Here is a 25,269-nt window from a genome sequence, read left to right as displayed (position 1 = left end):
TTCGCCGGCCATATCGGCGGCGGCAACGGCGGCTATCCGCATTGGCGCTCCAACGGCAGCTTGTCGCTGATGGCGCAGCGCTGGACCGGAACCTATTCGGTCCAGTGGATCGGCAAGGCCACCGACTTCAACGCGGCGCCGGGCAAAATCGGCTACAAGTCGCCCAACGTCTTCTACCACAACGCCCAGTTCGCCTACCGGCTGGGGGACCAGGCTGACATCGCCGTCGGCGTCGACAACCTCTTCGACAAGAAGGCGCCGTTCATCCAGAGCTGGACCGACGGCAACACCGACACCATGACCTACGACCTGTTGGGTCGCCGCGGCTATCTGCGGCTGAGCTACAAGTTCAACTAGCCCCCTTGCGTCTGGCCGTCCCGTTCGGGGCGGCCAGCGCCTCCTCCGATCAGGTGAAGAATATGCGTTGGCCGGCCCTCGCCCGGAACACCCACAAATGGCTCGCCCTCGCCATCGGCGTGCAGGCGGCGCTGTGGACCCTCAGCGGCCTCTACATGACCGCCGTCCATATCGACATCATCCACGGTGACCACCTGGTGCGCCACGCCGCGCCGACCCCGATCGACCTGACCGGTCTGGTCGAGCCCGGGGCGGTCATGGGCGGGCAGCCCAGCGCCAGCGCGCGGCTGGAGGTCCAGCTTGGCCGACCGGTCTATGTGGTCGCCGGCGGGACGGGGCGGGCGCTGTTCGACGCCCGCACGGGGCGCGAGCTGTCGCCGCTGGGCGAGGACGCGGCCCGGGCGCGGGCGAGCGAGCTCTTCGCCGGCGCGGGCGCGCTCAAGACCGTCGAACTGCTCGCTGAGGCGCCGCCGGAGATTCGCGGTCGCCCGGCGCCGATCTGGCGTGTCGAATTCGACGGCTGGTGGCGGCCGACCCTCTACATCTCGGCTCAGACCGGCGAACTGGTCGCCAAGCGTCACGATCTTTGGCGAATGTTCGACGTCGTGTGGATGCTCCACATCATGGACTACCAGGAGCGCGAGAACGTCAACAACACCCTGTTGCGCGTCGCCACCTGGACGGCCGTGGTCAGTTGCGCCAGCGGCGCCTGGCTCCTGATCTTCAGTTTCCGCCGTCGCCGGCGGGCCCGTAAAGCCGCGTGAGGCCCAGATGTTGTTGATCCGCACCCTGCACAAATGGTTTGGCCTGATCCTGGGCCTGCAGTTCCTGCTGTGGACGGTCAGCGGGGCGATGATGGCCCTGCTCGACCACCACAAGGTCTCCGGAGAGCACACCGTGCGGGCGCCCGCGCCGCTGGCGGCGCCGACGACGCTCATGTCGATCGGCGCGCTGGCCGAGATGGTCGCGGGGCCCGTCCAGGGCGTCAAGCTCCGGCCGCTGAACGACCGCTACGTCTACGAGGTGAAGACCGCGATGGGTACCTCGATACTGGACGCCGTCAGCGGCCAGCCCATGGTGATCGACGCCGTCGCCGCCCGTCGCCTGGCCGCCGCCGCCTATGTCGGAGAGGGCAGGATCACCGCCGTCGAACCGGTCGCCAAGCACGGCCTGGAGACGCGCGGCCTGGTCCTGCCGTTGTGGAAAGCCAAGTTCGACGACGCCGACAACACCACGCTCTATGTCGCCGCCACCACCGGCGAGGTGGTCGAGCGCCGCAACGACACCTGGCGGCTGTGGGACGTGTTCTGGATGCTGCACATCATGGACTACACCGATCGCGCCAGCTTCAACCATCCGCTGATCATCACGGTGGCGACGGGCGTCGCCTGGCTGGCCCTCAGCGGGGTCATCCTGCTCTTCCGCAGCTTCCGGCGGTCGGATTTCGCCTGGGTTCTGGACGGATGGGACCGCTTGCGGTCACGCTAGTTCCGTCGTCGGCGCCACCTCGTCCCCTGTGTCCGCGAGATCACCTTGGCCATGGCCCGTGACACGACCTCGACGCTGCATCAGCGAATCCGGGCCGATATCGGCGAGCGCATCCGATCGGGCGCCTGGCCCCCGGGTCATCGGATTCCGTTCGAGCACGAACTGATGGCGCAGTACGGCTGCTCGCGGATGACGGTGAACAAGGCGCTGTCGCCCTTGGCTGAGCGGGGCCTGATCATCCGCCAGCGCGGGGCGGGCTCCTTCGTCTGTTATCCGAAGGTCCACTCGGTCGTTCTGGACATCCCCGACATCCAGACCGAGATCAATGGTCGCGGCGCGGCCTATCGCTACGAACTGTTGTCGCGCAGATCGCGCCGGCCCGACCGTGTCGAAATGGCCAAGCTCGATCTGGCGGCGTCGAGCCAGGTCCTGGCCCTGACCTGCCTTCATCGTTCCAACGGGCGGCCGTTCGCGCTCGAGGAGCGGGTGATCAACCTGGCGGCGGTGCCCGAAGCGGCCGAGGTGGATTTCTCGATCGTCGCGCCGGGCGCCTGGCTGTTGGGAACGGTGGCCTGGACCGAGGCCGAGCACCGCATCAGCGCCGTCAACGTCCCCCGCTCGACGGCGAAGCTGCTTCGTATCGGGGCGAGCGCCGCGTGCCTGGCCCTGGAGCGTCGGACCTGGCGGGCCGACGAGCAGATCACCTGCGTCCGGCTGCTGTTTCCGGGAGAAGTCTACGACCTCATGGCGCGGTTCTCTCCGCAAGTGATCGGCGTCGAGATCTAGGCGGGGACGGCGCCGGCCCATCGCGGGGAGTTCATCTTGTTCGGAGAGCAGCGTACAAGAGGCGCTCTCATCGAGGAATCGACTGATGTCCCCCGGCGCCGAAACCTGGTCGAGCCTGTCTTCCCTGGCCACGGAAACCATCAGGGGGGAATTCGCGGCGCTGCGTCCTCTGTCGGTCGCCGATGCGGAGACCACGCACCAATGGCGCCATGCGGCCAGGGCCGCCTATCTCAACCAGAGCGCCGCCACGGTGGAGGAGCAGGCGCGATGGATCGCCGGTCGCCCGGCCTCGGAACTCAACTACATCATTGAACTGACCAGCGGCGAGCCCGTGGGAATGCTGTCGCTGATCGCGATCGACCTGACCCACCGCCGCGCGGAATCCGCCCGGTTCCTGATCGGCGACGAAGCGCTGGTCAAGGGCGCGCCGGTGGCCGTCGAGGCCATGAAGCTGCTCTACGCCGTTGGGTTTGACCGCCTTGGTCTGGAGCGCATTCATGGTTTGATCGAAGTGCGCAATCACCTCATGCTGAAATGGCAACTCTATCTGGGCATGAAGGAAGAGGGTCGTTTGCGCCGACACTATTTGAGAGATGATGAGTTCATCGACGCGGTGGCCCTGGGGCTTCTGGCCGATGAGTATCGCCGCGTGAGCCTGCCCAAGATGAACGCGCTGATCGCCCTCGCGCGCAGCCGGCCAGCGGCGAATTGAGCGCCATGGACAGACGTGAGCAAGTGCTCGGCATCATCTATGCCGCGCTGGAGAGCCTCAACGCCGAGCTGAGCGAAGATCGGCAGGTCGAGATCGGGCCGACGACGGCGCTGTTCAGTCCCGACGCCGCGCTGGACTCCCTGTCGTTGGTCTCGGTGATCATCGACGTGGAGACGGCGCTGACCATGGAATGGGACGCGCCGATCAGCCTGACGGACGACCGCGCCATGGCCCGCGCCATTTCCCCCTTCGACGATGTGGGCACGCTGACCGACTACATTCTCGAACTCCTCGCTGAAGTCAGCCCGGCCTGAGGCGACCCATGGACGATCTCGTCGGCCGTTATGTGGGGCGCACCGCCCTGGTCACCGGATCCACCCGCGGGGTGGGCCGCCTGATCGCCGAACACTTCCTGGCGCAGGGTGCGTCGGTGATCGGTTTCGCGCGTTCGCCGGGTACGATCACGCACCCGGCCTATCAGCATGTCGAGGTCGATCTGGCCGACCCCATGGCCATCCAGAAGGCGTTCATGGGGCTGCACAAGAGCGCCGGCCGCGTCGACATCGTGGTCAACAACGCCGCCGTCCTGACCTCGCAATACGCGATGATCATGCCGCCCGGCGCGGCCCAGGCGATGGTCAACGTCAACCTTCTGGCGCCGTTCATCGTCTCGCGCGAGGCGGCCAAGTTCATGCGCAAGACCAAGTGGGGCCGGATCATCAACATCGGCTCGATGGCCGCCAGCCTCGAGCCGATCGGCGATTCCGTCTACGCGGCCTGCAAGGCGGGGCTGAGCACCCTGACCAATGTCATGGCCAAGGAGTTCGGGGCCATGAACGTCACCTGCAACACGCTGGCGATCACCGCCATCGAGACCGACATGCTCAGCCAGCTGCCGCGCGACAAGATCGACCTGATCATCGCCGGCCTGCCCATACCGCGCTTCGCCGAACCGGCCGATATCCTCAACGCGATCGACTTTTTCGCGTCCGAAGCCAGCAGCTACATCACCGCCCAGACCCTGTACCTGGGAGGGGTCAATTGACGATGCCGGCCCATGAGGCTGGGACCGCCGAACCCGTGGCGGTCGGAGAGGGCGTGTGGCGGGTGACCGGCGGGATCTTCTCGTCCAACGCCTATGTCTGCGCGGCGGGCGACGGCTCCGGCTTCATCATCGACCCCGGCCTCGACCCGGCGAAGATCGACCGCGCCGCCCAGGCCCTGGGCCTGACGCCGCGCCAGGTGTTCTGCACCCACGGCCATTTCGACCATATCGGCGGCGCCGCGCACTTCCAGAAGGCCTACGGCGCCGAGGTGTTCGTCCACCCGGCCGACCTGAAGACCATGAAGAGCGGCAACTTCCTGCTGATGGTCCTGAAGATCGCCCAGCGGATCGAATTGCCGCAAATCACGCCCGTGGACGTGACCGCCGCCCCGTTCCTGGTCGGGGGGCGGGCGCTGACCTATCACCCGGTTCCGGGCCACACGCCGGGCAGCTGCTTCATCGAATATGGCGACGCGCTGTTCACCGGCGACAGCCTCTACGCGCGCGGCGTTGGCCTGTCGGACCTGCCCGGTGAGGACCATGACGGCCTGCGCCGCAGCCTGCTGGCGCTGTGGGACAAGATCCCCGCCGAACAGCTGATCCACCCCGGCCATGGCCCCTCGGCCCGTTTCGGCGCCATCCGTGACGACAACCGCGCGCTGCTGGATTTCCTCTTCGCCACCCCCGACACAGCGGACGCGGACTGACATGTCTTCCCCCAGCGGCATCCGCATCATCGGCGTCGGCCATCACCTTCCCGATATCATCGAGGACAACGAGCAGCTCTGTCGCAACCTCGAGGTCACGCCGGAATGGATCGTCGAGAAGACCGGCATCAAGCGCCGCTACCTGGCGGGGCCGGACGAGACCGCCTCGGGCCTGGCCCTGAAGGCGGCCCAGCGCGCCCTGGCTTCGGCGAGCGTCGGAGCCGACGGCATCGACCTCGTCGTCGCCTGCACTTTCTCGGCCGACTACACCTTTCCGGCCCTGTCCGCCAAGATCCACAAGGACCTGGGCGTGAAGGGGGGGCAGATCTTCGATCTTCAAGCCAACTGCGCGGGCTTCGTCTCGGGGCTGACGGCCGCCAGCGACCGGATGGCCGCCGACCCGTCGGTGCGCAACGCCCTGGTCGTCGGCGTCGAGCTCAACAGCCGCTATATCGACCGCGCCAACGCCGACAGCGCGATCTACCACAGCGACGGGGCCGGCGCCGTGGTGCTGGGACGCGATCCGGGGCGGGGGATCATCGCCTCGTCGTTCCACACCGACAGCTCCAACTACGAGGCCGTGCGGGTGCGGGGCGGTGGGTCGAGCTTCCCGGTGATGGGCCGTAGCGCCCCGGCCGAGACCGATGTCATGGAGCTGAACGGCTTGGCGACCTGGAAACAGGCGATCACCCATCTGCCGACGGTGATCCGCGCCGCCTGCGCCAAGGCCGAGGTTGATCCCAAGGCCGTGGACTTCCTGGTGTTCCACCAGGCCAACTACAACCTGATCGACTATCTGGTGCGCAAGATGGGCTTTGATCTGTCGAAGACCTACACCAACGTGCAGGAGATCGGGAACACCGGCGCGGCCTCGGTCGCCATCGCCCTCAGCGAAGCCGTCGAGCGCGACCTGATCGCTCCGGACTCCCTGGTGGTGCTGGCGGCGGTGGGCGCGGGCTTCAACTTCGGCGCCAGCGTCTGGCGCTGGGGTCCGATCACCGCCAGCGGCGAGGTGTAGCGTGTTCTCCGATTTCGAAACGCTCCAGGTCGGCGACACCCGTTCGCTGAGCCGCACGATTTCCGAGGCCGACGTCCGCCGGTTCGTCGAGATGACCGGCGACGACAATCCGCTGCACGTCGATCGCGCCTATGCCGAGAGCACCAGCTTCAAGGACATCGTCGTCCACGGCATGCTGGGCGCCTCCTTCATCTCGACGGTGATCGGCACCCAACTGCCCGGTCCGGGCGCGCTTTGGGTGGCCCAGAGCCTGGAGTTCCTGCTGCCCGTGCGGCTGGGCGACACCCTGACCATCGCCTGCGTGATCACCGGCAAGCACGAGCGCGAGCGGCTGTTGGACCTGGACACCGCGATCACCAATCAGGCGGGCCAGAAGGTCCTGAGCGGCCAGGCCAAGGTTAAGGTGCTGGAGACGGCGACGCAAGCCGAGGTCGATGTTCCGACCCGCCGCGCCAAGGTCGCGCTGGTCACCGGCGGCGGCGGCGGCATCGGTCGCGAGATTTGCCTGGCCCTGGCCCGCGACGGCCTCGACCTGGTGGTCGCCTATCGCGGCCGCGCCGACCGTGCTCAGGCCGTGGTCGACGCCATCGCGGCGTTGGAGGGCTCCACCCGCGCGGTGGCGATCGCCGCCGACCTGTCGACCGCCGAGGGCGCCAGGACCCTGGCGCGCCGGGCCGCCGAGGCCTTCGGGCCGATCGACGTCCTGGTCAACAACGCCTCGCCGGCCATCGGCGCCAAGCCGTTCGAGGCCTTGGCCTGGGAGGATATCCAAAGCCAGATCGACGTGACGGTGAAGGCCGCCATGCTGCTGGCCCAGGCCTGCCTGCCGGCCATGAAGACCCAGCGCTTCGGCCGCATCGTCAACATCACCTCGCAGGTCATCGAAGGCGCGCCGACCCCGACCTGGACGGCCTACGCCATGGCCAAGTCGGCGCTCGCGACCTTTTCGCGCTACCTGGCGGCCGAGGTCGGGCCCAGCGGCGTCACCGTCAATTGCGTGGCGCCGGGCATGACCGCCACCGCCCTGATCGGCGACATTCCGGAAAAGGCCCAGATGATGGCGGCGCGGCAGACGCCGATGCGCCGCCTGGCCACGCCTCGGGACGTCGCCTCGGCGGTTGGTTACCTGGCCTCCGAGGACGCCGGCTTCATCACCGGCCAGACCGTCAGCGTGAACGGCGGCATGGTGATGCGGTGACCACCGGTCCTGACGAGCATCCCGTCGCGGACTGGAAGAAGGTCCTGGCCGATCCCGCGGCGTCGCTGGCCAGCCTGATGGGCGCGGTCGAGGACGTCGAGACGCACGCGACGCTGCCCTTCACCGCCCATGTCGGGGTCAGCGCCGGCGCGACGGCCGATCTGCTGGGCCTGTTCCTGCGCCGCCACGCCCTGCTGTCGGGCGTTCGCCTGCGGGTCAGCCAGGGTAATTTCGACGATCCGCTGGGCGACATCGAGCGCTTTGGCCAAGCCGGCGTCGAGTTCCTGGTGCTGGCCCCATTCTTCGACACCCTGGAGCCGGCGTTCGAAGCCCGCGCCGCGATGATGTCCGAGGATGAGCTGGCTGCCCGCGAGGCCGAGATGCGGGGACGCTGGCGGCTGGCGCTGAAGGCCGCCTCGGGGTTCCGCAAGGTCCTTCTCTGCGACTTCCATCGCCTGACGCCCTCCGTGCCAGGCGGCGATCGCACCGACGTCGTGCTCGACCGATTCAACCAGGCGCTGGCCGAAGAGGCCGGCGCCTTCGCCAATGTCCGCGTCCTGGACATGTCGGCCATGGTCGCCGAGGTCGGACGGGCGGCGGCCTTCGACATGCGCTTCTACCTGCGCAACACCGCTCCCTATTCCGCCGCCCTGCTCAATGTCTGGGGGCGCCAGGTCGCGACGGCGTCGCGCGCCTATGGCAATCGGTTCCACAAGGCGCTGGTGCTCGACTGCGACAACACCCTGTGGGGCGGCATCCTCGGCGAGGACCTGCCCGAAGGCCTCCAGATCGGCCCCTTCGACTATCCCGGCAACGTCTTCTGGCGGGCCCAGACCGAGTTCGTCGCGCTCCAGCGCCAGGGCGTGCTGCTCTGCCTGTGCAGCAAGAACGACGCAGAAGCCGTCGACGCGCTGCTCGAGACCCATCCGGACATGGTGCTGCGATCGTCGGACGTCATCGTCAAGCAGGTCAATTGGGACGACAAGGTCGGCAACCTGCGCCAGATCGCCCAGACTCTGAACATTGGCCTCGACAGCCTGGTGTTCCTCGACGACTCCGCCTTCGAGTGCGAAGCCGTCAGGACGCAGCTGCCTGAGGTGACGGTGTTCCAGGCTCCGGCCAACCCGGTCGAGTATCCGGGCGTGATCGCCCAGATCAAGGATCTGTTCCTGGCCAGCGGGGAGGGCGGCGAAGGCGTCGGCAAGACCCAGCAGTATCGTCAGCGCGCCGCCGCGATCGAGGCGGCCGCGGCCTTCGACACCCACGAGGACTATCTGGCCTCGCTCGACCTGACGGTGACCATCGCCCGCGACGACCCCGCCCGCGCCGCCCGGGTCAGCCAGCTCAGCCAGAAGTCCAACCAGTTCAACCTGACGACCATCCGCTATACGCCGGAAGACATCGCCCGGCTGATTCAGGACGAGGCGGCCACGGTCTACACCCTCGACGTGGCCGACCGGTTCGGTCCGGCCGGCACCACCGGGGTGGTCGTGGTCCGCCGCGAGAGCGAGGTCGCCGTGGTCGAGAGCCTGTTGATGAGCTGCCGCGTGCTGGGCCGGGGCGTGGAGCAGTCGCTGTGGTCGACGGTGGTGCGAGACGCGGTCGAGAAGGGCTGCGTAAGGCTCCAGGCCACCTACCGACCGACCGCCAAGAACGCCCAGGCCGCCGACTTCTACGACCGCCTGGGCCTGCCGTCGCAGGGCGATGTCGGAGGCGCGCAGGTCTATTCCGCCGCGTTGGCGGCGTTCATTCCCCCTCCGACACCGTGGATCAGGGTGCTGCATGTTTGACGAAGAGGCCCTGAAGAGGGTGATGGCCGCCGTGCTCCGCGTGCCCGAGGCGCAGATCGGTCCGGACACCAGCACCGACACCCTGCCGACCTGGGATTCCCTGCGCCACATGAACCTGGTGCTGGCCCTGGAGCAGGAGTTCGACGTGTCGATCCCTGACGAGGACGCGGCCAATCTCAGTTCCTACGCGCTGATCAAGTTGGTCCTGAACGAACTGATGGTGGACTGAGATGCAGTGGCTGCTGGACCGGTTCGCGAGCGCCCCCGAGCGATTGGCCTTCGACCATCAGGGTCGAGAGGTCACCTATGGCGGCGTGGTCGAGCGGGTCAGCGGCTTCACGCGCCAGATCCAGCAGGAGGGGATCGCGCCGGGCGCCAAGGTCGTCATCCTCGCCGACTACTCGCCGGAGGTCTTCTGCCTGATCATGGCCCTGGGCCTGAATGGCAATATCATCATCCCGCTTAGCCGCGCCGCGGTCGTCGAGGAGGCTTCGGCCCTGGCGATCTCGGGCTGCGACTGGTTCGTGGAATTTGACGCCCAGGGCAGCGAGGCGACAGTCCGTCGCCACGTCATCGAGGCCGACACGCCGCTGGTCGACGGCCTGGTGGCGGCGGGGCGGCCGGGCCTGATCCTGTTCTCCTCGGGCTCGACCGGCCATCCCAAGGGAATCCTGCACGACCTCGAGCGGGTCGCCGACAAGTTCAGCAAGGTCCGCGCGCCGGTCGTGGCCATTCCCTTCCTGATGATCGACCACTTCGGTGGCGTGAACACCATCCTGGCCATCACCAGCAGCCTGGGGGCGGTGGTCACCGTGGCCGACCGTTCGGTGTCGGCGATCTGCGAGGCCATTGCCCGGCGGCGCGTGGAACTGCTGCCGGCCACGCCTTCGTTCCTGTCGCTGATGCTGACGTCCGGCATCCACCGCGAGCTGGACCTGACCTCGCTCAAGCGCATCACCTACGGCACCGAGGTGATGCCGCAGTCGGTGCTGGACCGCCTGGGCAAGGCTTTCCCGGACGCCGAACTGCAACAGACCTACGGTCTCTCCGAGGTCGGCGTTCTGCGGTCGCAGTCGCGCGGCGACGGATCGCTGTGGGTGCGGGTCGGCGGCGAGGGCTTCGAGACCAAGGTCGTTGACGATGTGCTGTGGGTCCGCTCGCAATACGCCATGGTCGGCTACCTGAACGCGCCGTCCGAATTCGACGCCGACGGCTGGTTCAACACCCAGGACCGGGTCGAGGTCGACGGCGATTATCTGAAGATCCTGGGCCGGGTGACCGACCTGATCAATGTCGGCGGCCAGAAGGTCTATCCGGCCGAGGTCGAGGACGTGATCCTGGACCTGGACAACATCGTCGACGTGGCGGTGTTCGGCGAAACCCACCCGCTGCTGGGCCAGATCGTGGCGGCCAAGGTCATCCTGCGCGAGCCTGAACCGGCCGACCTCCTGAAGCGCCGGTTGCGGGTGGCCTGCCTGGCCAAGCTGGCCGCCTACAAGGCGCCGGCCAAGGTCTACGTCACCGACGAACCCCTCCACACGGCGCGTCAGAAGAAGACGCGCCGCGCCTGACGCGAAGGCGGCTCGCGCCGCCCGACGCTGCCCTAGCCCTCGATCGACGGAACCGAGCATGACGACCGCCCTGCCCAAACCTTCCGATTTCGAGGTGTCGGTCCTCGGCTACGAGCCGGCGGAGCTGATCAAGGCGGCGGGTGATTGCATGGCCTCCGGCGGCTATGTCGACGCCGAGACCCTGCTGCGCGCGGCGGCGACCAAGCGTCCCCAGGATGCCGAGACCCGCTATCGGCTGGCCGGCGCCCAGATCGCGTTGGGCAAGTTGGAGGAGGCGCAACGCACGCTGGCCGAGGCGCGCGACCTGCATGGTCGATTGGTGATTCAGACCATGGCGCCGAAGGCTCTAGCTCCAGACGCCTCCACGGCTGACCTCGTTGAAGCCGCGGAGATGCTCTACGCCAACAACCAGATGGCGGCCGCGACGCACGTGATGCAGCGGCTGATGGAGATGCACCCCGCCGAACCGGGTCTGCGACTGAAGCTCGGCTTGGCGCTTCAGCACCAGGGCCGGATGGACGAGGCGATCGCGACCTATGAAGGCGCTTTGCGTCATTGGCCCAGCGCCGAGGACCATTCCTATCTTCACTACGCCCGCGCCTTCCAACGCGCCACGCCCGACGCCATGCTTCAGGAAGGTCTGCGGTGGGTGGAGCTTCACGCGCCCAAGACGCAAGCGCCGCGTCCGCCCGCCCTGCACCGACCCGACGGTCGCTTGCGCATCGGTTATTTCGCGCCGCTTTTCAACCAGCACCAACTGAGCAAGTTCATCCAGCCCGTGCTGGAGCACCATGACAGGACCCGCTTCAGCGTCGTCTGTTACTCCGGCGCGCCGGCCGGTGACGACACCGCCAAGGCGATCAAGGCCGGCGCCGACCTGTGGCGCGAGGTCGAGTTGTTCGACGACGATGCTTTTGCCAGACAGGTCGTTGAGGACAAGATCGATGTTCTCGTCGATCTCTGGGGCCATACCGCAGGCAGCCGCCTGCTGCTCTTCGCCCGCAAGCCGGCGCCGATCCAGCTGTCGTGGATCAACTATGTCGAGACCACCGGCCTGACGCAGTTCGACTATGTGCTCCATGCGGACGGTTATTCAGACCTGCCCGACGCACAGGACCTCTACAGCGAGACGATCCTGCCGATCGGGCCCATCGTGGCGCCCTACAGGCCGTCTCACGATATTCCTCCGCCGAACGACACGCCGATGCTGACGTCGGGCGCCATGACCTTTGGCTGTTTTGGCCACCCCGCCAAGATCACGCTCGAGGTCATCGCCACCTGGGCGAGCATTCTGGAGGCGCTTCCCGAGGCCAAGCTTGTCTTGCGATCGGTCTATTTCGACGACCTGCCCCTGAAGCGCACGATCTGGGCCCAGTTCGACGCGTTTGGGATCGGGGCCGGACGCATCGTCTTCCCGCCCTTCGCGAGCGGCAAGGATTTCCTTCTGGCCTATCATGCGGTGGATCTGATCCTGGATCCGTTCCCCTATCAGGGGCTGACCACCACCTTGGACGCCATCTCGTCGGGCGTTCCCGTGCTGACTTGGAGAGGCGATCACATGCACAACCGGATCGCCGCCGTGACCCTGCGCGCTTGCGGGCTGGATGAACTGGTCTGTGAAAGCCGGGAAGCCTATGTCCAGACCGCCATCGACCTGGCGGGCGATCCCCAGCGCCTGAACGCCTTGCGGGCGCGCGTGCGGCCAGGCTTCGACGCTTCCGCCTACCGTGACGAGGTGGGCTTCACCCGCCGCTATGAAACCGCGCTGGAGGTCATGGCCGACGCCTATCGGCCGGGTTAGGCGCCAAACGGAGTCAGGTCGACCCAACGCATGACCGGCGTGGCGCCGGTCCCGTTCGGCCGGACGAGCCCGGCGATACGGAGCAGGTCCAGGGCACGATCGCGGAAGCTGAAACCCTGTCGAACCAGGGCATTGCAGGCATGGACCACGGCGAGCCGCTCATCCTCGTTTCGTAGATAGTGGGCGCAGAGGCGCTCCAACTCGTCCTGGTCGCCGAAGGTCGGGACCGGGCAGTCCTCACCGAATATCCGATAGAGGTCGGATGGGTCGCTGCGATGGGTGATCAGAAGGGCGTTGGAGGCCATGATGTCGACGACCCGATACTGGATCGCCTCCTGGGAGACATGGCGCTGGGGCAGGTTGATCGCGATTTTCGACGCGTCGTAGACCTTGCGCAGATCGGCGTGGCTGGCGACGGCCGGACCAGGTTGGAAGGCGTCCAGGACCGCCTTGTTCGACGCCATCAGCCGCCGCCAGTTGCTGTTGCCGAAAAGGGCCAGGCCGTGCGGAGCCAAGCGCTCGACCACCGAAAGTCGCTGGCGGTTGGTGACGATGTTCTGCATCTGCATCTCGAAATAGTCGAAACTCCACGGCAGGGTTCCGATCAATTCCAGCGCTTGGGACGGTTCACCTGTCTTCAAGGCGCGCAGATCGCCGTCCCGCTCCACGATGTCGAGGCAGAGTTGGGCCAGGGCGTAGTAGCCCGGCGTGTTGGCCGCCAGTTCGAAATACTGGTCCAGATTGGTGTCGCCGACCATGCTGGCCACCCAGGAGATGGTGTGTCGAGGCGTCTCGGCCGGATCTGTCCTCAATTCGGGGCGGGTGACGGGCGACATGAAGTGCAGGCGGGGCTGGATTCCTGACACGTTAGCCAGGAGGCGTCGCTCAAGGGCCGAAGACAGGGCGACGACCTCGATGTCGTAGTGGAAGACGTCGTAGAGCCCGCCCCGCAGATGGTTGAAGAGATGCTGGGGTTCATCGACCACCATCGTCACCACGCGCCCGGGGATCGCGGCCAGCATCTCCGGCAGCAACATGGCGTTGTTGAACGCCAGGGCCATGTCATAGCCCTGAGCGCGGACGTGCTCGACGATCGCGGCCGTCGATAGCGCGGGGTTGAGACCGTAGATGCCTCGACCTTCGCTGAACTGGCTGGCGAGATAGACATCGACCGAAACGCCGATCTCCGCAAAGGCGGAGATCGTCTCGATCATGTAGGCGTCTGGCTGGTTCTCCGGGTTCCAGGCATAGCCGAACAGACAAATCTTCATTGTTCTAAAGCGCCCGCCCATCCATCAGGAGTGTGTCAGTTCGACGTCTCGAACCCGTTGACCGCGTCGATCACGCGTTGAATCTCATCATCGGCCAACACGGGGCTCATCGGCAGCGAGAGCACCTCGCGCGCCATGGTTTCGGCCAGCGGCAGGTCCGCGACCGGCAGGCGGCCCTGGTAGCAAGCCTGGCGGTGGGGCGGGATGGGATAGTGAACCTGGGTCATGACGCCTTGCGCCTTCAGCTGCCCGGCGAGCCCATCGCGCTCGGCGCAGCGTATGACGAACAGGTGCCAGACATGGCTGTCCTCATCGCCGGTCACGGTCGGCAGGGTCACCGCCGGATGGACGATACCCGCGCGGTACCGGTTGGCCACCCGCCGCCGCAGCGCGTTGTCCGCGTCCAGCCGGGGCAGCTTGACCCGGAGAATGGCGGCCTGGAGTTCGTCCAGCCGGCTGTTGGTTCCCAGCAGCCGGTTCTCGTACTTGATCTCGGACCCGTAGTTGCGAAGGGCGCGCAGGTGGTCGGCCAAGGCGTCGTCGTCCGTGGTGACCGCGCCGCCGTCGCCCAGCGCCCCGAGGTTCTTGCCCGGATAGAAGCTGAAGCCCGCGGCGTCGCCATGGGCGCCGACCCGCCGCCCGTCCGTCACCGCGCCATGCCCCTGGGCGGCGTCCTCGATCAGCAACAGGCCGCGCTGGCGACAGAGGTTGGCGAGCGCGGCCATGGGAACCGCCTGGCCATAGAGGTGGACCGCCATGACGGCGCGGACCTGGGGGGTCAGGGCCGCCTCGACCCCGGCGACATCGAGGTTGTAGGTGGCCGCATCGGGTTCGACCAGGATAGGGGTCAAGCCGTTCTGGCTGATCGCCAGCAGGCTGGCGATGAAGGTGTTGGACGGCACGATGACGCCGTCGCCCGGTTTCAATCGTCCCTGATCGATCCAGGCCCGGAGGATGAGGACCAGAGCGTCCAGCCCGTTGGCGACGCCGATGGCGTGACGCGTTCCCGTGAAGGCCGCGAACTCCTCCTCGAACCGCTGGCATTCCTTGCCCTGGATGTACCAGCCGCCTTCGATGACACGACGGGAGGCGGCGGAAATCTCGTCGAGGATCGGGCGGTTCACCGCGCCCAGATCCAGGAAGGGAACCAGGCTCAACGCCCACCTCGCACGTCGGCCAGGAAGTCGTAGTAGTCGCGGTGGTAGTCCTCCTCCTCATAGTGGCGGGAGGCCAGCACCAGGCAGACCGATCCAGACGAGAAGTTCTCGAGCTCCCGCCAAGTCATCGGCGGCATGTAGAGCCCGAAATAGGATCGGTTGAGGGAGAAGGTTTCTTTCTTGCGACCGTTGTCGACGACGACGTCAAAGCTGCCCGACGCCGCGATGATCAACTGCTCGAGTTGCTTGTGGGCGTGGCCGCCTCGCGATCCGCCGCCGGGAACATCATAGAGATAGTAGACGCGCTTGATCTCGAACGGGACGACCTGTTGCGCCTCGATGGACGTCAGATTGCCCCGCGCGTCCTGTATTCGAGGCAAATCCATCATGCGCCAGGGGCCGGGTTGAGTTTCACCCATGGCATGTGCTCCGCAGCGGGTCGTGGGAATTTGAGTCGCCCGCCAATGTAGTCCTGTTCTCTCGCCTTGGTCCAATCGACGACCTGTCGCCGCAAGTTGTCGGACCGCGCCGGCCAGGGCCGACGCGGTCCGTCCAGGTCTAGAACCGCCAGGAACCGCCGGCCCGGATGGTCTGGGACTGGTAGCGATCGCCGTACGTGGCGTCATAGGTGACGCCGAAGCGGGCCTTGTCGCCGGAGACCAGGTCCGCGCCGAGCTGCAAAGCCACCGCGCCGGCGCCGTACTTGGCGCCGGTGACCACGAAGCGGGTCGCGCCGCCCGCGAAGGCGTTGGAGGTCTCGCCGGTCAGGTCGCCGGTGGTCATCCGCCAGGCGATCGAGGCCCGGGGCCGCAGCACGGTGGTCGCGCCGACGCCGAGGTCGGTCTTCAGCTTGACGCCGACATCGACCACGCCGAGTTCGCGCGTGCCGCCCTGGACGTTCAACGCCGCGAAGCCGCCGGTTTCGGTGAGGTCATCGCTCTTCACGCTGAGATAGGCGCCCGAGACGAACGGCTCGATCGCCGCCGGGCCGACGGTCAAGGGAACCGAGACCTGGGCGAACAACTGGGCCGTCCTGGCGTCGTACTTGCCCTTCACCCGATCCTGGGCGCCGGGGAAGAACACCGCGCGGGTGGTGTCGATCGACGACCAGGCATAGCCGCCGCCGACACTGGCCCGTACGGGGCCCAGGGTCGAGGCCGCGTAGGCCGCCAGTTCGCCGCTGGTGCTCTCGGCCTGGCTGCCGCGCGCGGTGATCGTTGCCCGGCCCTCGCCATAGGCGGCGGCCAGGCCGACGCGGGTGGCGCCCAGCAGGGTGTCGCCGCCGACCACGAGGCCGGAGGTGTTGGCCTTGACGCCCGCCGCGCCGGCGCTGGCGTCGACGCGGTTCCAGCCGGCCAGGACGTCGCCCCAGCCGCCGACCGCTTCGGCCGGCAAGGCGGCGCGACCCTGCACGGCGGCGCGCAGGCGCTCGGCGCCGCTGACCAGCAGGGTCGAGACGTCGGCGTGGATCTGGCCGTCCAGGGCGTCGTAGCCCTGGGCCGAACCGGCCGCGCTCTGGATGACCAGCGAGTCGTAGACGGTCTTGCCCAGCCCGAGGGCCTCGGCGGCGTTGGCCACGCCCACCTGGTTGCGGGTCGTGGCGAAGCTGGCGAAGCGGATGTCGTTGCGCAGCAGGTTCAGCCGGATGGCGTTGGCGCTGTAGGTCAGGCTGGGCGTCAGGAACGCCATGTTGCTGGTGACGCCCGAGAACTTGCCGGTGATGCCGCCCGCCGAGGTGACGATGCCGTACTGCGACAGACGCGCGTACTGCGAGGCCGTGCCGCCGGCCAGGACCTGCACCGTGGCGCCGGTCTGGATGGTGGTGACGCCGCCGACGGCGATCAGGTCGTGCTCGCCGGTCGGCAGCACCTCGGCCTGGTAGACCGAGCCCGTGGCGAAGGTGAAGTCGCCGGCCACGTGCAAGGTGCCTGGCGAGTTGCCGGGGGTCACCTGGCCGCCGCTCTGCACGACGACGTCGCCGCCGATCGTGCCCGAGCCGCCCAGGGCGCCCGACGCGCCGACCGTGACATCGGAGGTCACCGAGCCGTTGATCTTCAGCTTGCCGGCGCTGACGGTGGTGTCGCCGGTATAGGTGTTGGCGCCGCTGAGCTCGATGACGCCGCCGCCGGTGATCGTGAACGAGCCCGAACCGGTGATCGCGCCGGCGAAGGTGGTGGCGCTCGCCTGGTTGACCGTCAGGGCGCCGCCGTCGATCGAGATCGAGCCGGTCGAGCCGCCGCTGAGGTTGGTGACGGTCTGGGTCAGGCCGCTGAGGTCCAGCAGGCCGTTATCGACCTGGACCTCGGCGGTGCTGGGCAGATGCAGGATGCGCACCGTGCCGCCTTGCACCGTCGTCGTGCCGGTGAAGCCGTAGAAGCCCGACAGCACCAGGCGCTGGTTCCCTTGCTTGATCAGGTCGCCCGAACCGGTGATGTCGCCGGCGTAGTCGTACTCGTCGGAGCGGTTGAAGATCACCGTGCCCGTGATCGCCAGGTCGCCGGTCAGGGCCCCCGTCGTGCCGCCCGCGCCGATCTGCAGGGTCCCGCCCGCGCCCACCGTGACGTCACTGGTCAGCGACTGGGCCACGACCAGCTTGCCACCCGAGACGGTTGTCGAGCCGAAGCTGGTGTCGCGGGTCAGGGTGAACTGGCCGGCCTGCACCGTGGCGGTTTCGAAGCCGGTCACGTCGGCCAGGGTCTGGGCGGTGGTCTGGCCCGCGCCGTTCAGGGTCAGGGTGTCGATCCCCCCGCCGGCGTCGATGGCGCCGCCGAAGCTGGCGCTCGCCAGGACGGTCAGGCTGTCGGCGCCGTCGCCGAACTGCACGGCCTTGGCGCCGGCGCCGCCGGAGATGTAGCCGGCCGTGGTCACGTTCGCGCCGTAGCCGACACTCGGAGTCTGGATGGGCGCGTTGCGGATAGGCGCGGCGTTGAGCAGCAGGCCGATGCCGCTCGACGAGGTCACCGAAGCGCCCTTGGCGACCGTGACGGTGGCGCGGTTCATGGCCGAGACCGAAGCGCCGAGCAGGTCGCCGGAGGTTTCGCCGGTGATCGTCAGGGTCGCGCCATGCCCGCTGAAGATCTGCAGGCCCTTGCCGTTGGCGTCGGTGGCGACCGCCCGGCCGGAGGTGACCACCGTGTCGCCCCGGTAGCTCACGGACTGCAGGGCGACCGCTCCGGTCCCGCCGATTTCGACGTCCTGGCTGTTGATCGTCACGACGTCGCCGCGACCCAGTACGCCCACGGTGCGGTCGCTGTCGGCGCGCGCCTTGCCGCTGTTGATCACCACGGCGCCGCCGTCGGAGACGCCGTAGATCGCCGAGGCGAAGGTCCCGACCGCCGAGGCGTCGAGGCTGTTGATCGTGATCTTGCCGCCGCCGCTCGACCAGGCGCCGATCGCGTCGGCGGTGTAGCTGCCGTTCATGCCGAGGTTGGTGGTGTGGGTCGTGCCGGCGTTGATGGTGATGTCGCCGGTGGTGCTGACGCCATAGATCCCCATGTCGCCGTGTTCGCCGACCGTGATCTCGCCCGACGTGATGCTGAGTGCGCCTTCGCGGGTGTAGGCGAACATGCCGCCCGCGGCGGCGGTGATCTTGTCTGAGGTGATGTCGATGCCGTTCTGGCCGTAGACATTGATGCCCGAGGCCGTGGCGGTGGTGATCTCGCCGCTGTCGATGGTGACCTTGCCGGCGTTCTCGACCCAGATGCCGACGGCGTTGCCGCCCCGGGTGCTGATCGTGTCGCTGACGATGTTGACCGTACCGGTCCCGCCTGCCGGCACATGCGGTGAGCCGTAGACGAAGGGTGCGTTGTTCGGCGCCACGACGATGCCCGCGGCGCCGTCACCGACGGTGGTCACCGAATGGCTGTCGATGCTGACCGGTCCGTTGGAGCCGATCACCGAGATGCCTTGCGAGCTCTTCAGGCCCGAGCCGGTGTTCACCGGGCCGCCGTTGATCGTGATCGTGTCGCTGACGATCGTGACGTCCTTGGTCCCGTTGACCAGAATGCCGTCTACGCCCCAGCCGTCGCTGGCGATCAGGCCGCTGACGACCGAAACCTTGCCGTTGGTCGATTGGGCGATGAGGGTTGCGCTCTGGATCGCCTTGCTGACGATCGCGATGTCGTCGGTCGCGGTGGCGAAGATGCTCCCGAATGTGACCGTGCCGCTGTCGATCATGACGCTCTTGCCGTTCGCGTAGATGCTGCGGCCGATATAGCTGACGATAGAGTCGCTCTTGATCGAGACCGCGCCGGCGCTCGCCTGGGCGAAAATGGCGTCGCCCTGGCCGTAGCCCAGCACCTGGACATCGCCGCTGTCGATGCTGATGTCGCCCAGCGATGAGAGGGCGACCACGCCCTTTGCGTTCTCGCCATGGACGATGACCGAGTCACTGACCAGGGTGACGCCGGTCGCGCCGGTGGCCGAAATGCCGGCGCCCGAGGCGCCGAACGTCTCGACTGAGCCACTGTTGATCGACAGCTTGCCTTCCAGCGAGCGCCCGACGATGCCGGGGGAAAGCATGGTCTGTGTGGTGACGCGGTCGCTGACGACGGTGACGTCGTTCTTGGCCAGGGCCACCAGGCCGGTCGCCGCCACGCCCTTGGTGGTGATGACGCCGCTGACGACGTCGGTGGTCGCGCCGCTGGCGAAGATTCCGAAGGCGTTAGAGCCCTGGGTCGAGGCCGTGCCGCTCTTGATCTTGATGCCGCCGGTGTCGGTGGTCGCGGAAATGCCGCGCGCGCCGTCGCCGAGCGTGCTGACCGCGCCGCTGTCGATGTCGATATTGGCCGTCTTGCTGTAGGTCAACGCCATGATGGCGTCGGCCGCGTTGCCGAGCGTTCCACCCGTGGTCGAGGCCGTGCCGCTGACGATCTTCACGCCGCCGCCGCCGTTGGCGTAGATCGCCCGGGCGCCGGCGCCGGTGGTCGTGGCGGTGGTGCTGGTGATGTTCACCACGCCGTTCGCCGCCGAACCGTAGATCGCCCACGAGCCATTGCCCGTGGTGCTGGCCAGACCGCTGACGATGTCGACGCCGCCGCCCGTGCTCAGGGCGCTGATGCCGTTGGCGAAGCGCTGGACGCTGTTCAGGCTGGCCGCGCCGCCGCTGGCGGTGGCCGTGCCGCTGGTGATCGAGATCGAACCGGCGCCGTTGGCGTAGATCGCGCTGGCGCCGTGACCGGTCGCCGAAGCCGTGCCGCTCTCGACGATCATCGCCGTGCCGCCGCTGACATTGATGGCGTCGGCCAGGCGGTTGGCGCCGTTCTCGTAGATCGCGTGGCCCAGGGTGCTGGTGGTGGTCGCCACCACCTTGGCCGTGCCGCCGGCCAGGACCGAGATGCCGAAGGCGCCGTCGCCGGTGGTGCTGAGCGCGCCACTGGTCACGGTGGCGTCGCCGAGATCGGCGCGCAGGGTCATGCCGTAGTCGCGCTTGCCGGTGCTCGCGATGCTTTCGCTGACGCCGGTGATGTCGCCGGCGTAGCTGCGGGCCTGCAGGCCTCCGCCGAAGAAGGTCTTTCCGAACTCGCTGGTGAACGGGCCGCCGGCCGAGACGATGGAGCCGCTCGTGAAGTCGATGTCTCCATAGGCGTTGAGGTTGACGCCGGTGCTGCCGTTGGCGGCTTCGACATGATTCATTGTCGCGGTGATGGCGCCGCCACCGATCACGACGTTGGTGGGCGAGGTGCTCAGCGAGCGGCCGCCGACCGTCACGCCGCCGACGCCGGTGCTCCTGGCGCTGTCGACATTGACGGTCACGTCGCCGGTCCCGGCGCTCGCGGTGACCGCCGAGGTGTAGGTGCCGACCGTGGAGACGTTTCGCGCGGTGACCGAGACGTCGCCGGTGTCGGAGTACGCGGTGATGGCGTCGTTGGTCCAGTTGCTGCCGGCGAACAGCAGCCCGGTGGACTTGACGTCTTCGGCGTCGACCGTGATCGCGCCGCTGGTCGTGTGGACGAACAGGCCCAGGCCGCCGACGTCCGTGCCGTTGCCGTTGCCATTACCTGTGACGCCCTTGGCGTTGACCGTGACGGCGCCCGTCGTGCCGGCGACCTCGACGCCCGGGTGGTCGGTGTTGCTGACCGTCGCGTCGGCGGGAACATTCAAGGTCAGGCCGTCGGCGCCGGCGGCATAGCTGACGCCGTTGGTGATCACGCCCGCGGGGCAGGTCACCACGCCGGCGACGACCGGGCCGCATCCGCTGGGCGCCCCGGCGGCCATGGCGGGCGCGGGTTGAACCAGCAAGGAAAGACCCAAGGCCGTGCCTGCGAGCAGCAGGTTACGTCCGGCCTGACCCTGAATAACCTTACGGTTGATTTGAACGATATCCGACATGATGTCTCCCAGAATAAAGTCTACCCGCAGCGCGTGGCGCGCGCTTTCCTCCATAGAGTTCGTTTTCCTGAAACATAAATTCTTCCCTATCGCACTACAAAATAAGATAGGTGCGGAATTTTCGGCCTATGTTGTCATGACAAGTCTGGGAGTCTCAAAATTTGAGACGCATGGACATTGCGAGTTTATTTTTGGAGTGGTAGCGAGGTCGCGCCTGGCAGAGATTCTTATTTCTGCTGGGAATGACCAACTATCGACGCGAGGAGCGAGCTTGGCTCGCGATCCCGTGACCTTGATCCGATGTGTTACTTCACGCGGACGCCGGCGTCGCGACCCGCTCGGCCGAGCGCGATCAGCGGAAAGCGGGACCTACTGGACGCTGCCGTAGTGCCGCGCGATGTACGAGACGAGGTAGATCAACCCGCCCACGGCGAAGGCGGCCTGGAAGCGGATGTTGCGAACCCCGCAGGCCACCAGGCAAAGGACGACGAGGCCCGCGATCCTGATCGGATATTCCGGCCCGAGCCTCGCGAAGTGCTCGGGCCCCTTCAGCCACGTGTCGACCGTATCCATCAGGTAGGTCGTCGCCAGAAGGCCGAAGAACCAGGCGCGACGCGACAGGAAGTAGTCGCGGAAGCCGTCATACTCGCTGATGTCGGTGGGAAACAGCAGACTGCACAGCAGGAACAGCATGGCGGTGTAGGTGATCAGGAAGATGTAGGTCTCGAAAGTCAAAACCCGCAGCTGGTTCAGCTGGAATTCCCACCACCAGAAGGCGGTGATCGAGATCCGCATGTAGGCCACCCAGCACAGGTGCGGCCACCACAGGTGTTCCTTCTTGGGGTGCTGCACGAGGCCGGCCACGCCGTTCAGCAACCGGGCGATGCTCAGCCCCAGGATGATGCTGATCACGGTCCGGACATGGACCAGCAGGTCGTGGCTCGGCGGAGAGACTTGCATCGCGAAAGTTCATCACCCCGCGCGGCTGAACACCAGTCCGGTCTGCTCCGAGAACCGGCTGCGCATGCTGGAATGGGCGCGGACCCCGGCGGTGGCGTCGGGATCGTGCACGAAGCCGGCCTCGGCGAAGCGGGCGATCCAATAGTCGCCCCACTGGCAGTTGACGTGGTGATGGCCGGGCTGGCCGGGCACGGCGGCGGTGATGAACACGTGCTCACAGCCGCCGAAGGTGGCCATGAAGTGCGGCACATAGTCCTCGTCGACATGTTCGACGAACTCCACGGCCCAACCCAGGTCGTAGCGTCCGGCGTCGAGGGGGCCCCGGGCATAGTCGTGCTCGATGATCACCGGGCTGTCGCGGGCATATAGCGGGTCGCCGTCGACGCCCATGGCGTGCAGGCCCCGTGAGCGGGCGTAATAGACCATGCCCGGCGGGCCGCAGCCGACATCCAGGAAGCTGTTGGCCCCGAACCGGGCGATCAGGTAGTCGAGCGCGCCTTCGTCGAACTGGGTCTTGTGCTCGTGGCCGCCCAGATGCTCGGGCGTCGGCTCGGGAACGAAGGCGTCGGCGAGCGGCGGCAGGTCCAGGCCGCGCCGCAGCAGGTACGACAGGAAATAGCGCTCGGCCAGCAGGTGCTCGGCGGGCATGTGGCTGAGCAGGCGGGTGCGTTCGTCGCCGCGGATGGTGTTGTTCGACAGCATGTAGCACCAGGCGTCCTCGACCATCAGGGCGGCGTGGCGGCTGTCGTCGCGGCGGACGGCGAGGGCTTCGCTCTCGTTCCAGGGCAGGGGCATGATGGCGGGGGTCGGCAGGATCAGGGCCTCGCGTCCGCGCGCGGCGATGGCGGCGTTCATCGGCGTCGAGGCCAGGTCCAGCCATTGCAGCGGCGTGCGCCGGCGCAGGCGGGCGACGACACGGCGATAGTGGTCGGCGATCACCGCGCCACCAGCCCGCGCGCCCATCAGGTTGCAGCTCATATAGCCCTGCGGTTCGCGATAGCCGACGAAGCCGTGTTGTCGCGCCATCTCCGCCAGGGGCGACAGGTCGCGCAGGGCCACGCAGTCGGCGTCGACATAGAGACCGCCGTGGTGGGCCAGCAGGTAGGCGCGGATGAAGTCGGACTGGTGGTTCAGCGCCAGGCTGTCCAGCGGCAGGTCGCGATCATGGACCCACAGGGCGTCGAAGCCGGCCCGGTCAAGCAGGCGCGCGCCGGGGCAGCGCCTCAAGATGGTTTGCAGGCACAGGTCGATATAGGCCGGACGGGGACCTTCCCAGAACAGCCAGATGGGGTGATCGGTCATGCGAGGGCTCCCTGGTCTTCCGAAACGGGCGGGGGAAGGCGGCGCAGCAGCTTGAGCGAGCCGGCCTGGGCCTCCTCGACCCAGCCGCCGGCGGCGACCAGATCGTCGACGAAGGCCACCACCCCCGGGAAATAGTCGGCATAGTCGTGGAACAGCACCCGGGCGCCGGTCGGCAGGTGGGCGGCGAAGGGCGTGAAGTCGGCGGCCACCGAGGCGTAGTCGTGCAGGCCGTCGACCAGCAGCAGGTCGATCGGTCCGCTCCAGCCGGCGTCGGCGACGGCGGCGATCCGAGTCTCGATCCAGTCGCCCAGGCCCTGTTCGGCGACCATGGCGTTGAAACGCTCCAGGGTGGGGCCGTGGCGCTGCAGTTTCTGGTCGCGGGCCCCGACCACGCCGTCGAAGGGGTCGATCACGGTCAGGCCAGCCGAGCCGCCGGCGGCGCGAACCGCGCTGGCCAACAGGAAGCTGGCCTTGCCGCAGAACGCCCCGACCTCGACCAGCCGGCCGGTGGCCGCGGGCTCGGCCAGGGCGGCGCGGGCGGCCAGCACCATCAACTCGCCTTCGTCGTCGGCCAGCCAGCCCTCGATGCCGCGCATCACCTTGAGCAGCGGCCAGACCTGGCCGGGAAAGGGCGCGGGCGGCGGTCGCGCGGAGGCTGGCTCGCGATAGTCGTGATGGTGGTCGCGAACCGCCTTGCGCACCGGGTTCTCCAGCTGCCGCGGCGCGGGGTGCAGCCAGAAGGCGTCGGACGTGGCCAGCGCCGCGTTGACCTCCCGCGCGCCGTAGGGTTTGCGGTACTGCACCCAGGTCTGGCGGCAGGGGTTGGCGGCGACGCGAAAGCCGAGCAGGGCGGCCAGGGTCGGAAACAGCACCTCCTCGGTGGCCCACAGCTTCGAGGCGGCGAGGATGGCCTTCAGCTCCGGATCGTCGAACAGGTCGCGCATGGCTTCGCCGGCTTCGCGGAAAATCACGGTCGAGGGCCAGAAGCTCCAGTGCGCGAAACGCGCCTCGCCATCCTCGAAGCGGCGCAGGAAAGGCCGCCACAGGGCGCGTTCGGCCTGGATCGTGCGGGCCGGGGCGATGCGGGTGTCCGGGCCTTGCAAGGCGGGATTGCTGGACAGCAGGCCGAGTTTGGAGCGGTCGCCGAGCCGTGTGGCCAGGAATTCCGCGTAACCTGGCCGCAGCGCCAACTGGTCGGAATCGACGATGGTCATCGTCTCGTAGTCGCGGCCCTTCAGGTGGTCGATACAATCGAGGGCGAAGCCGTGCAGCGCGCCCCAGCGCATCGGCCGGGGATTGGCCACCCGCTCGACGCCCCAGCGGTCCCAGGGCAGGGTGGGGTCGAGCAGGTCGCCGCGTGGCCCGCCGTCATAGAGCAGGATCGGCGAGACCGGATCCAGCCGCCGCAGGTTGCGCACCAGGTCGATGACGCAATCCGGCCGCTCGTGCACCAGGCAGGCGTGGACGTTGGCCACTGGACGGGGCGGGGCGAAGGCTGACGGCGCCTCCGCCGGTCGGCGATCGATCAAGGCCTGAACGCCGTGCGGATCACGCGCCCGCCAATAGGCCCCGCCCGTCCGTTTGGGACTGGTGTTGCCGCCATGCACCCGCGCCACCAGGATGGAATTGTCGGCCATGGCGTGGACCTGGGCGCCCCGGGCCGCAAACACGAAACGGGTGTCCTCGCCGACCCGGATTTCCGGGAAGGGGTGGGCCCGCCAGACGTCCTTGCGATAGCAGAGGCTCGCGCCGTAGACCCACGGCTCGCGGCCGCCA

General features: G+C 67.7%; 20 protein-coding genes and 1 pseudogene. 14 read left to right on the top strand and 7 right to left on the bottom strand.

Annotated elements, in window-relative coordinates:
* The 14 genes and pseudogenes from PMI01_RS01055 to PMI01_RS25905 all read left to right on the top strand — a co-directional run.
* Positions 1–357 (top strand): annotated as a pseudogene (locus PMI01_RS01055) (TonB-dependent receptor); the annotation flags it as partial.
* A gap of 62 nt (positions 358–419) precedes the next feature.
* Positions 420–1,121: a hypothetical protein gene (locus PMI01_RS01050; RefSeq protein WP_035033849.1), complete on the top strand. Its 702-nt coding sequence runs from the start codon at positions 420–422 to the stop codon at positions 1,119–1,121.
* 7 nt (positions 1,122–1,128) lie between these two features.
* Positions 1,129–1,845, top strand: coding sequence for a PepSY domain-containing protein (locus PMI01_RS01045; RefSeq protein WP_007661838.1), 717 nt, complete (start codon positions 1,129–1,131; stop codon positions 1,843–1,845).
* A 51-nt stretch (positions 1,846–1,896) separates the two neighbouring features.
* Positions 1,897–2,631, top strand: coding sequence for a histidine utilization repressor (gene hutC / locus PMI01_RS01040; RefSeq protein WP_007661837.1), 735 nt, complete (start codon positions 1,897–1,899; stop codon positions 2,629–2,631).
* Between the two features lie 85 nt (positions 2,632–2,716).
* Positions 2,717–3,343 carry a GNAT family N-acetyltransferase gene (locus PMI01_RS01035; RefSeq protein ID WP_007661836.1) on the top strand — a complete coding sequence of 209 codons (627 nt, stop codon included), beginning with the start codon at positions 2,717–2,719 and terminating at the stop codon, positions 3,341–3,343.
* A gap of 5 nt (positions 3,344–3,348) precedes the next feature.
* On the top strand, positions 3,349–3,657 hold the full coding sequence (locus PMI01_RS01030) for a hypothetical protein (protein ID WP_007661835.1): 309 nt from the start codon (positions 3,349–3,351) through the stop codon (positions 3,655–3,657).
* Positions 3,658–3,665: 8 nt separating this feature from the next.
* On the top strand, positions 3,666–4,388 hold the full coding sequence (locus tag PMI01_RS01025; RefSeq protein WP_007661834.1) for an SDR family NAD(P)-dependent oxidoreductase: 723 nt from the start codon (positions 3,666–3,668) through the stop codon (positions 4,386–4,388).
* 2 nt (positions 4,389–4,390) lie between these two features.
* Positions 4,391–5,095 (top strand): MBL fold metallo-hydrolase, encoded by a 705-nt coding sequence (locus PMI01_RS01020; RefSeq protein WP_007661833.1) that lies wholly within the window; start codon positions 4,391–4,393, stop codon positions 5,093–5,095.
* A gap of 1 nt (position 5,096) precedes the next feature.
* Complete coding sequence (locus tag PMI01_RS01015) at positions 5,097–6,113, top strand: 3-oxoacyl-ACP synthase III family protein (protein ID WP_007661832.1); 1,017 nt, start codon at positions 5,097–5,099, stop codon at positions 6,111–6,113.
* Between the two features lies 1 nt (position 6,114).
* A complete protein-coding gene (locus PMI01_RS01010) occupies positions 6,115–7,311 on the top strand; it encodes an SDR family oxidoreductase (protein WP_007661831.1) in 1,197 nt (398 codons plus the stop codon).
* Positions 7,308–9,101, top strand: coding sequence for an HAD-IIIC family phosphatase (locus PMI01_RS01005; RefSeq protein WP_007661830.1), 1,794 nt, complete (start codon positions 7,308–7,310; stop codon positions 9,099–9,101). The genes PMI01_RS01010 and PMI01_RS01005 overlap by 4 nt, the downstream gene beginning before the upstream one ends.
* Complete coding sequence (locus PMI01_RS01000; protein WP_007661829.1) at positions 9,094–9,330, top strand: acyl carrier protein; 237 nt, start codon at positions 9,094–9,096, stop codon at positions 9,328–9,330. Before PMI01_RS01005 ends, PMI01_RS01000 begins: the two co-directional genes overlap by 8 nt.
* Before the next feature lies 1 nt (position 9,331).
* Positions 9,332–10,672, top strand: coding sequence for a class I adenylate-forming enzyme family protein (locus PMI01_RS00995; RefSeq protein WP_007661827.1), 1,341 nt, complete (start codon positions 9,332–9,334; stop codon positions 10,670–10,672).
* A 58-nt stretch (positions 10,673–10,730) separates the two neighbouring features.
* Entirely contained in the window at positions 10,731–12,473 is a 1,743-nt protein-coding gene (locus tag PMI01_RS25905; RefSeq protein ID WP_007661825.1) for an O-linked N-acetylglucosamine transferase, SPINDLY family protein, read from the top strand.
* Here PMI01_RS25905 and PMI01_RS00985 read toward each other — a convergent pair.
* The 7 genes from PMI01_RS00985 to PMI01_RS00955 all read right to left on the bottom strand — a co-directional run.
* The gene (locus PMI01_RS00985) at positions 12,470–13,744 is read right to left on the bottom strand and encodes a glycosyltransferase family protein (protein ID WP_007661823.1); all 1,275 of its coding nucleotides are present in this window, start codon (positions 13,742–13,744) and stop codon (positions 12,470–12,472) included. The two genes, PMI01_RS25905 and PMI01_RS00985, sit on opposite strands and share 4 nt — an antisense overlap.
* Before the next feature lie 35 nt (positions 13,745–13,779).
* A complete protein-coding gene (locus PMI01_RS00980; protein ID WP_007661821.1) occupies positions 13,780–14,901 on the bottom strand; it encodes a DegT/DnrJ/EryC1/StrS family aminotransferase in 1,122 nt (373 codons plus the stop codon).
* Positions 14,898–15,320, bottom strand: a complete 423-nt coding sequence (locus tag PMI01_RS00975; RefSeq protein WP_007661819.1) for a sugar 3,4-ketoisomerase — start codon at positions 15,318–15,320, stop codon at positions 14,898–14,900. Before PMI01_RS00975 ends, PMI01_RS00980 begins: the two co-directional genes overlap by 4 nt.
* A gap of 139 nt (positions 15,321–15,459) precedes the next feature.
* On the bottom strand, positions 15,460–21,141 hold the full coding sequence (locus PMI01_RS00970; RefSeq protein ID WP_157223638.1) for an autotransporter domain-containing protein: 5,682 nt from the start codon (positions 21,139–21,141) through the stop codon (positions 15,460–15,462).
* Between the two features lie 459 nt (positions 21,142–21,600).
* Positions 21,601–22,191 carry a hypothetical protein gene (locus tag PMI01_RS00965; protein WP_007661815.1) on the bottom strand — a complete coding sequence of 197 codons (591 nt, stop codon included), beginning with the start codon at positions 22,189–22,191 and terminating at the stop codon, positions 21,601–21,603.
* Between the two features lie 12 nt (positions 22,192–22,203).
* Positions 22,204–23,493, bottom strand: a complete 1,290-nt coding sequence (locus PMI01_RS00960) for a glycosyltransferase (RefSeq protein ID WP_007661814.1) — start codon at positions 23,491–23,493, stop codon at positions 22,204–22,206.
* Positions 23,490–25,269 (bottom strand): class I SAM-dependent methyltransferase (locus PMI01_RS00955; RefSeq protein WP_007661813.1); only part of this gene is annotated, 1,780 nt, incomplete at its 5' end. The genes PMI01_RS00960 and PMI01_RS00955, both read right to left, overlap by 4 nt.

The organism is Caulobacter sp. AP07 (genome assembly GCF_000281955.1).
Lineage (GTDB): Bacteria > Pseudomonadota > Alphaproteobacteria > Caulobacterales > Caulobacteraceae > Caulobacter.
The sequence above is the reverse complement of the archived record's forward strand: the minus strand, read 5'-3'. Positions and strand labels throughout refer to the sequence as shown.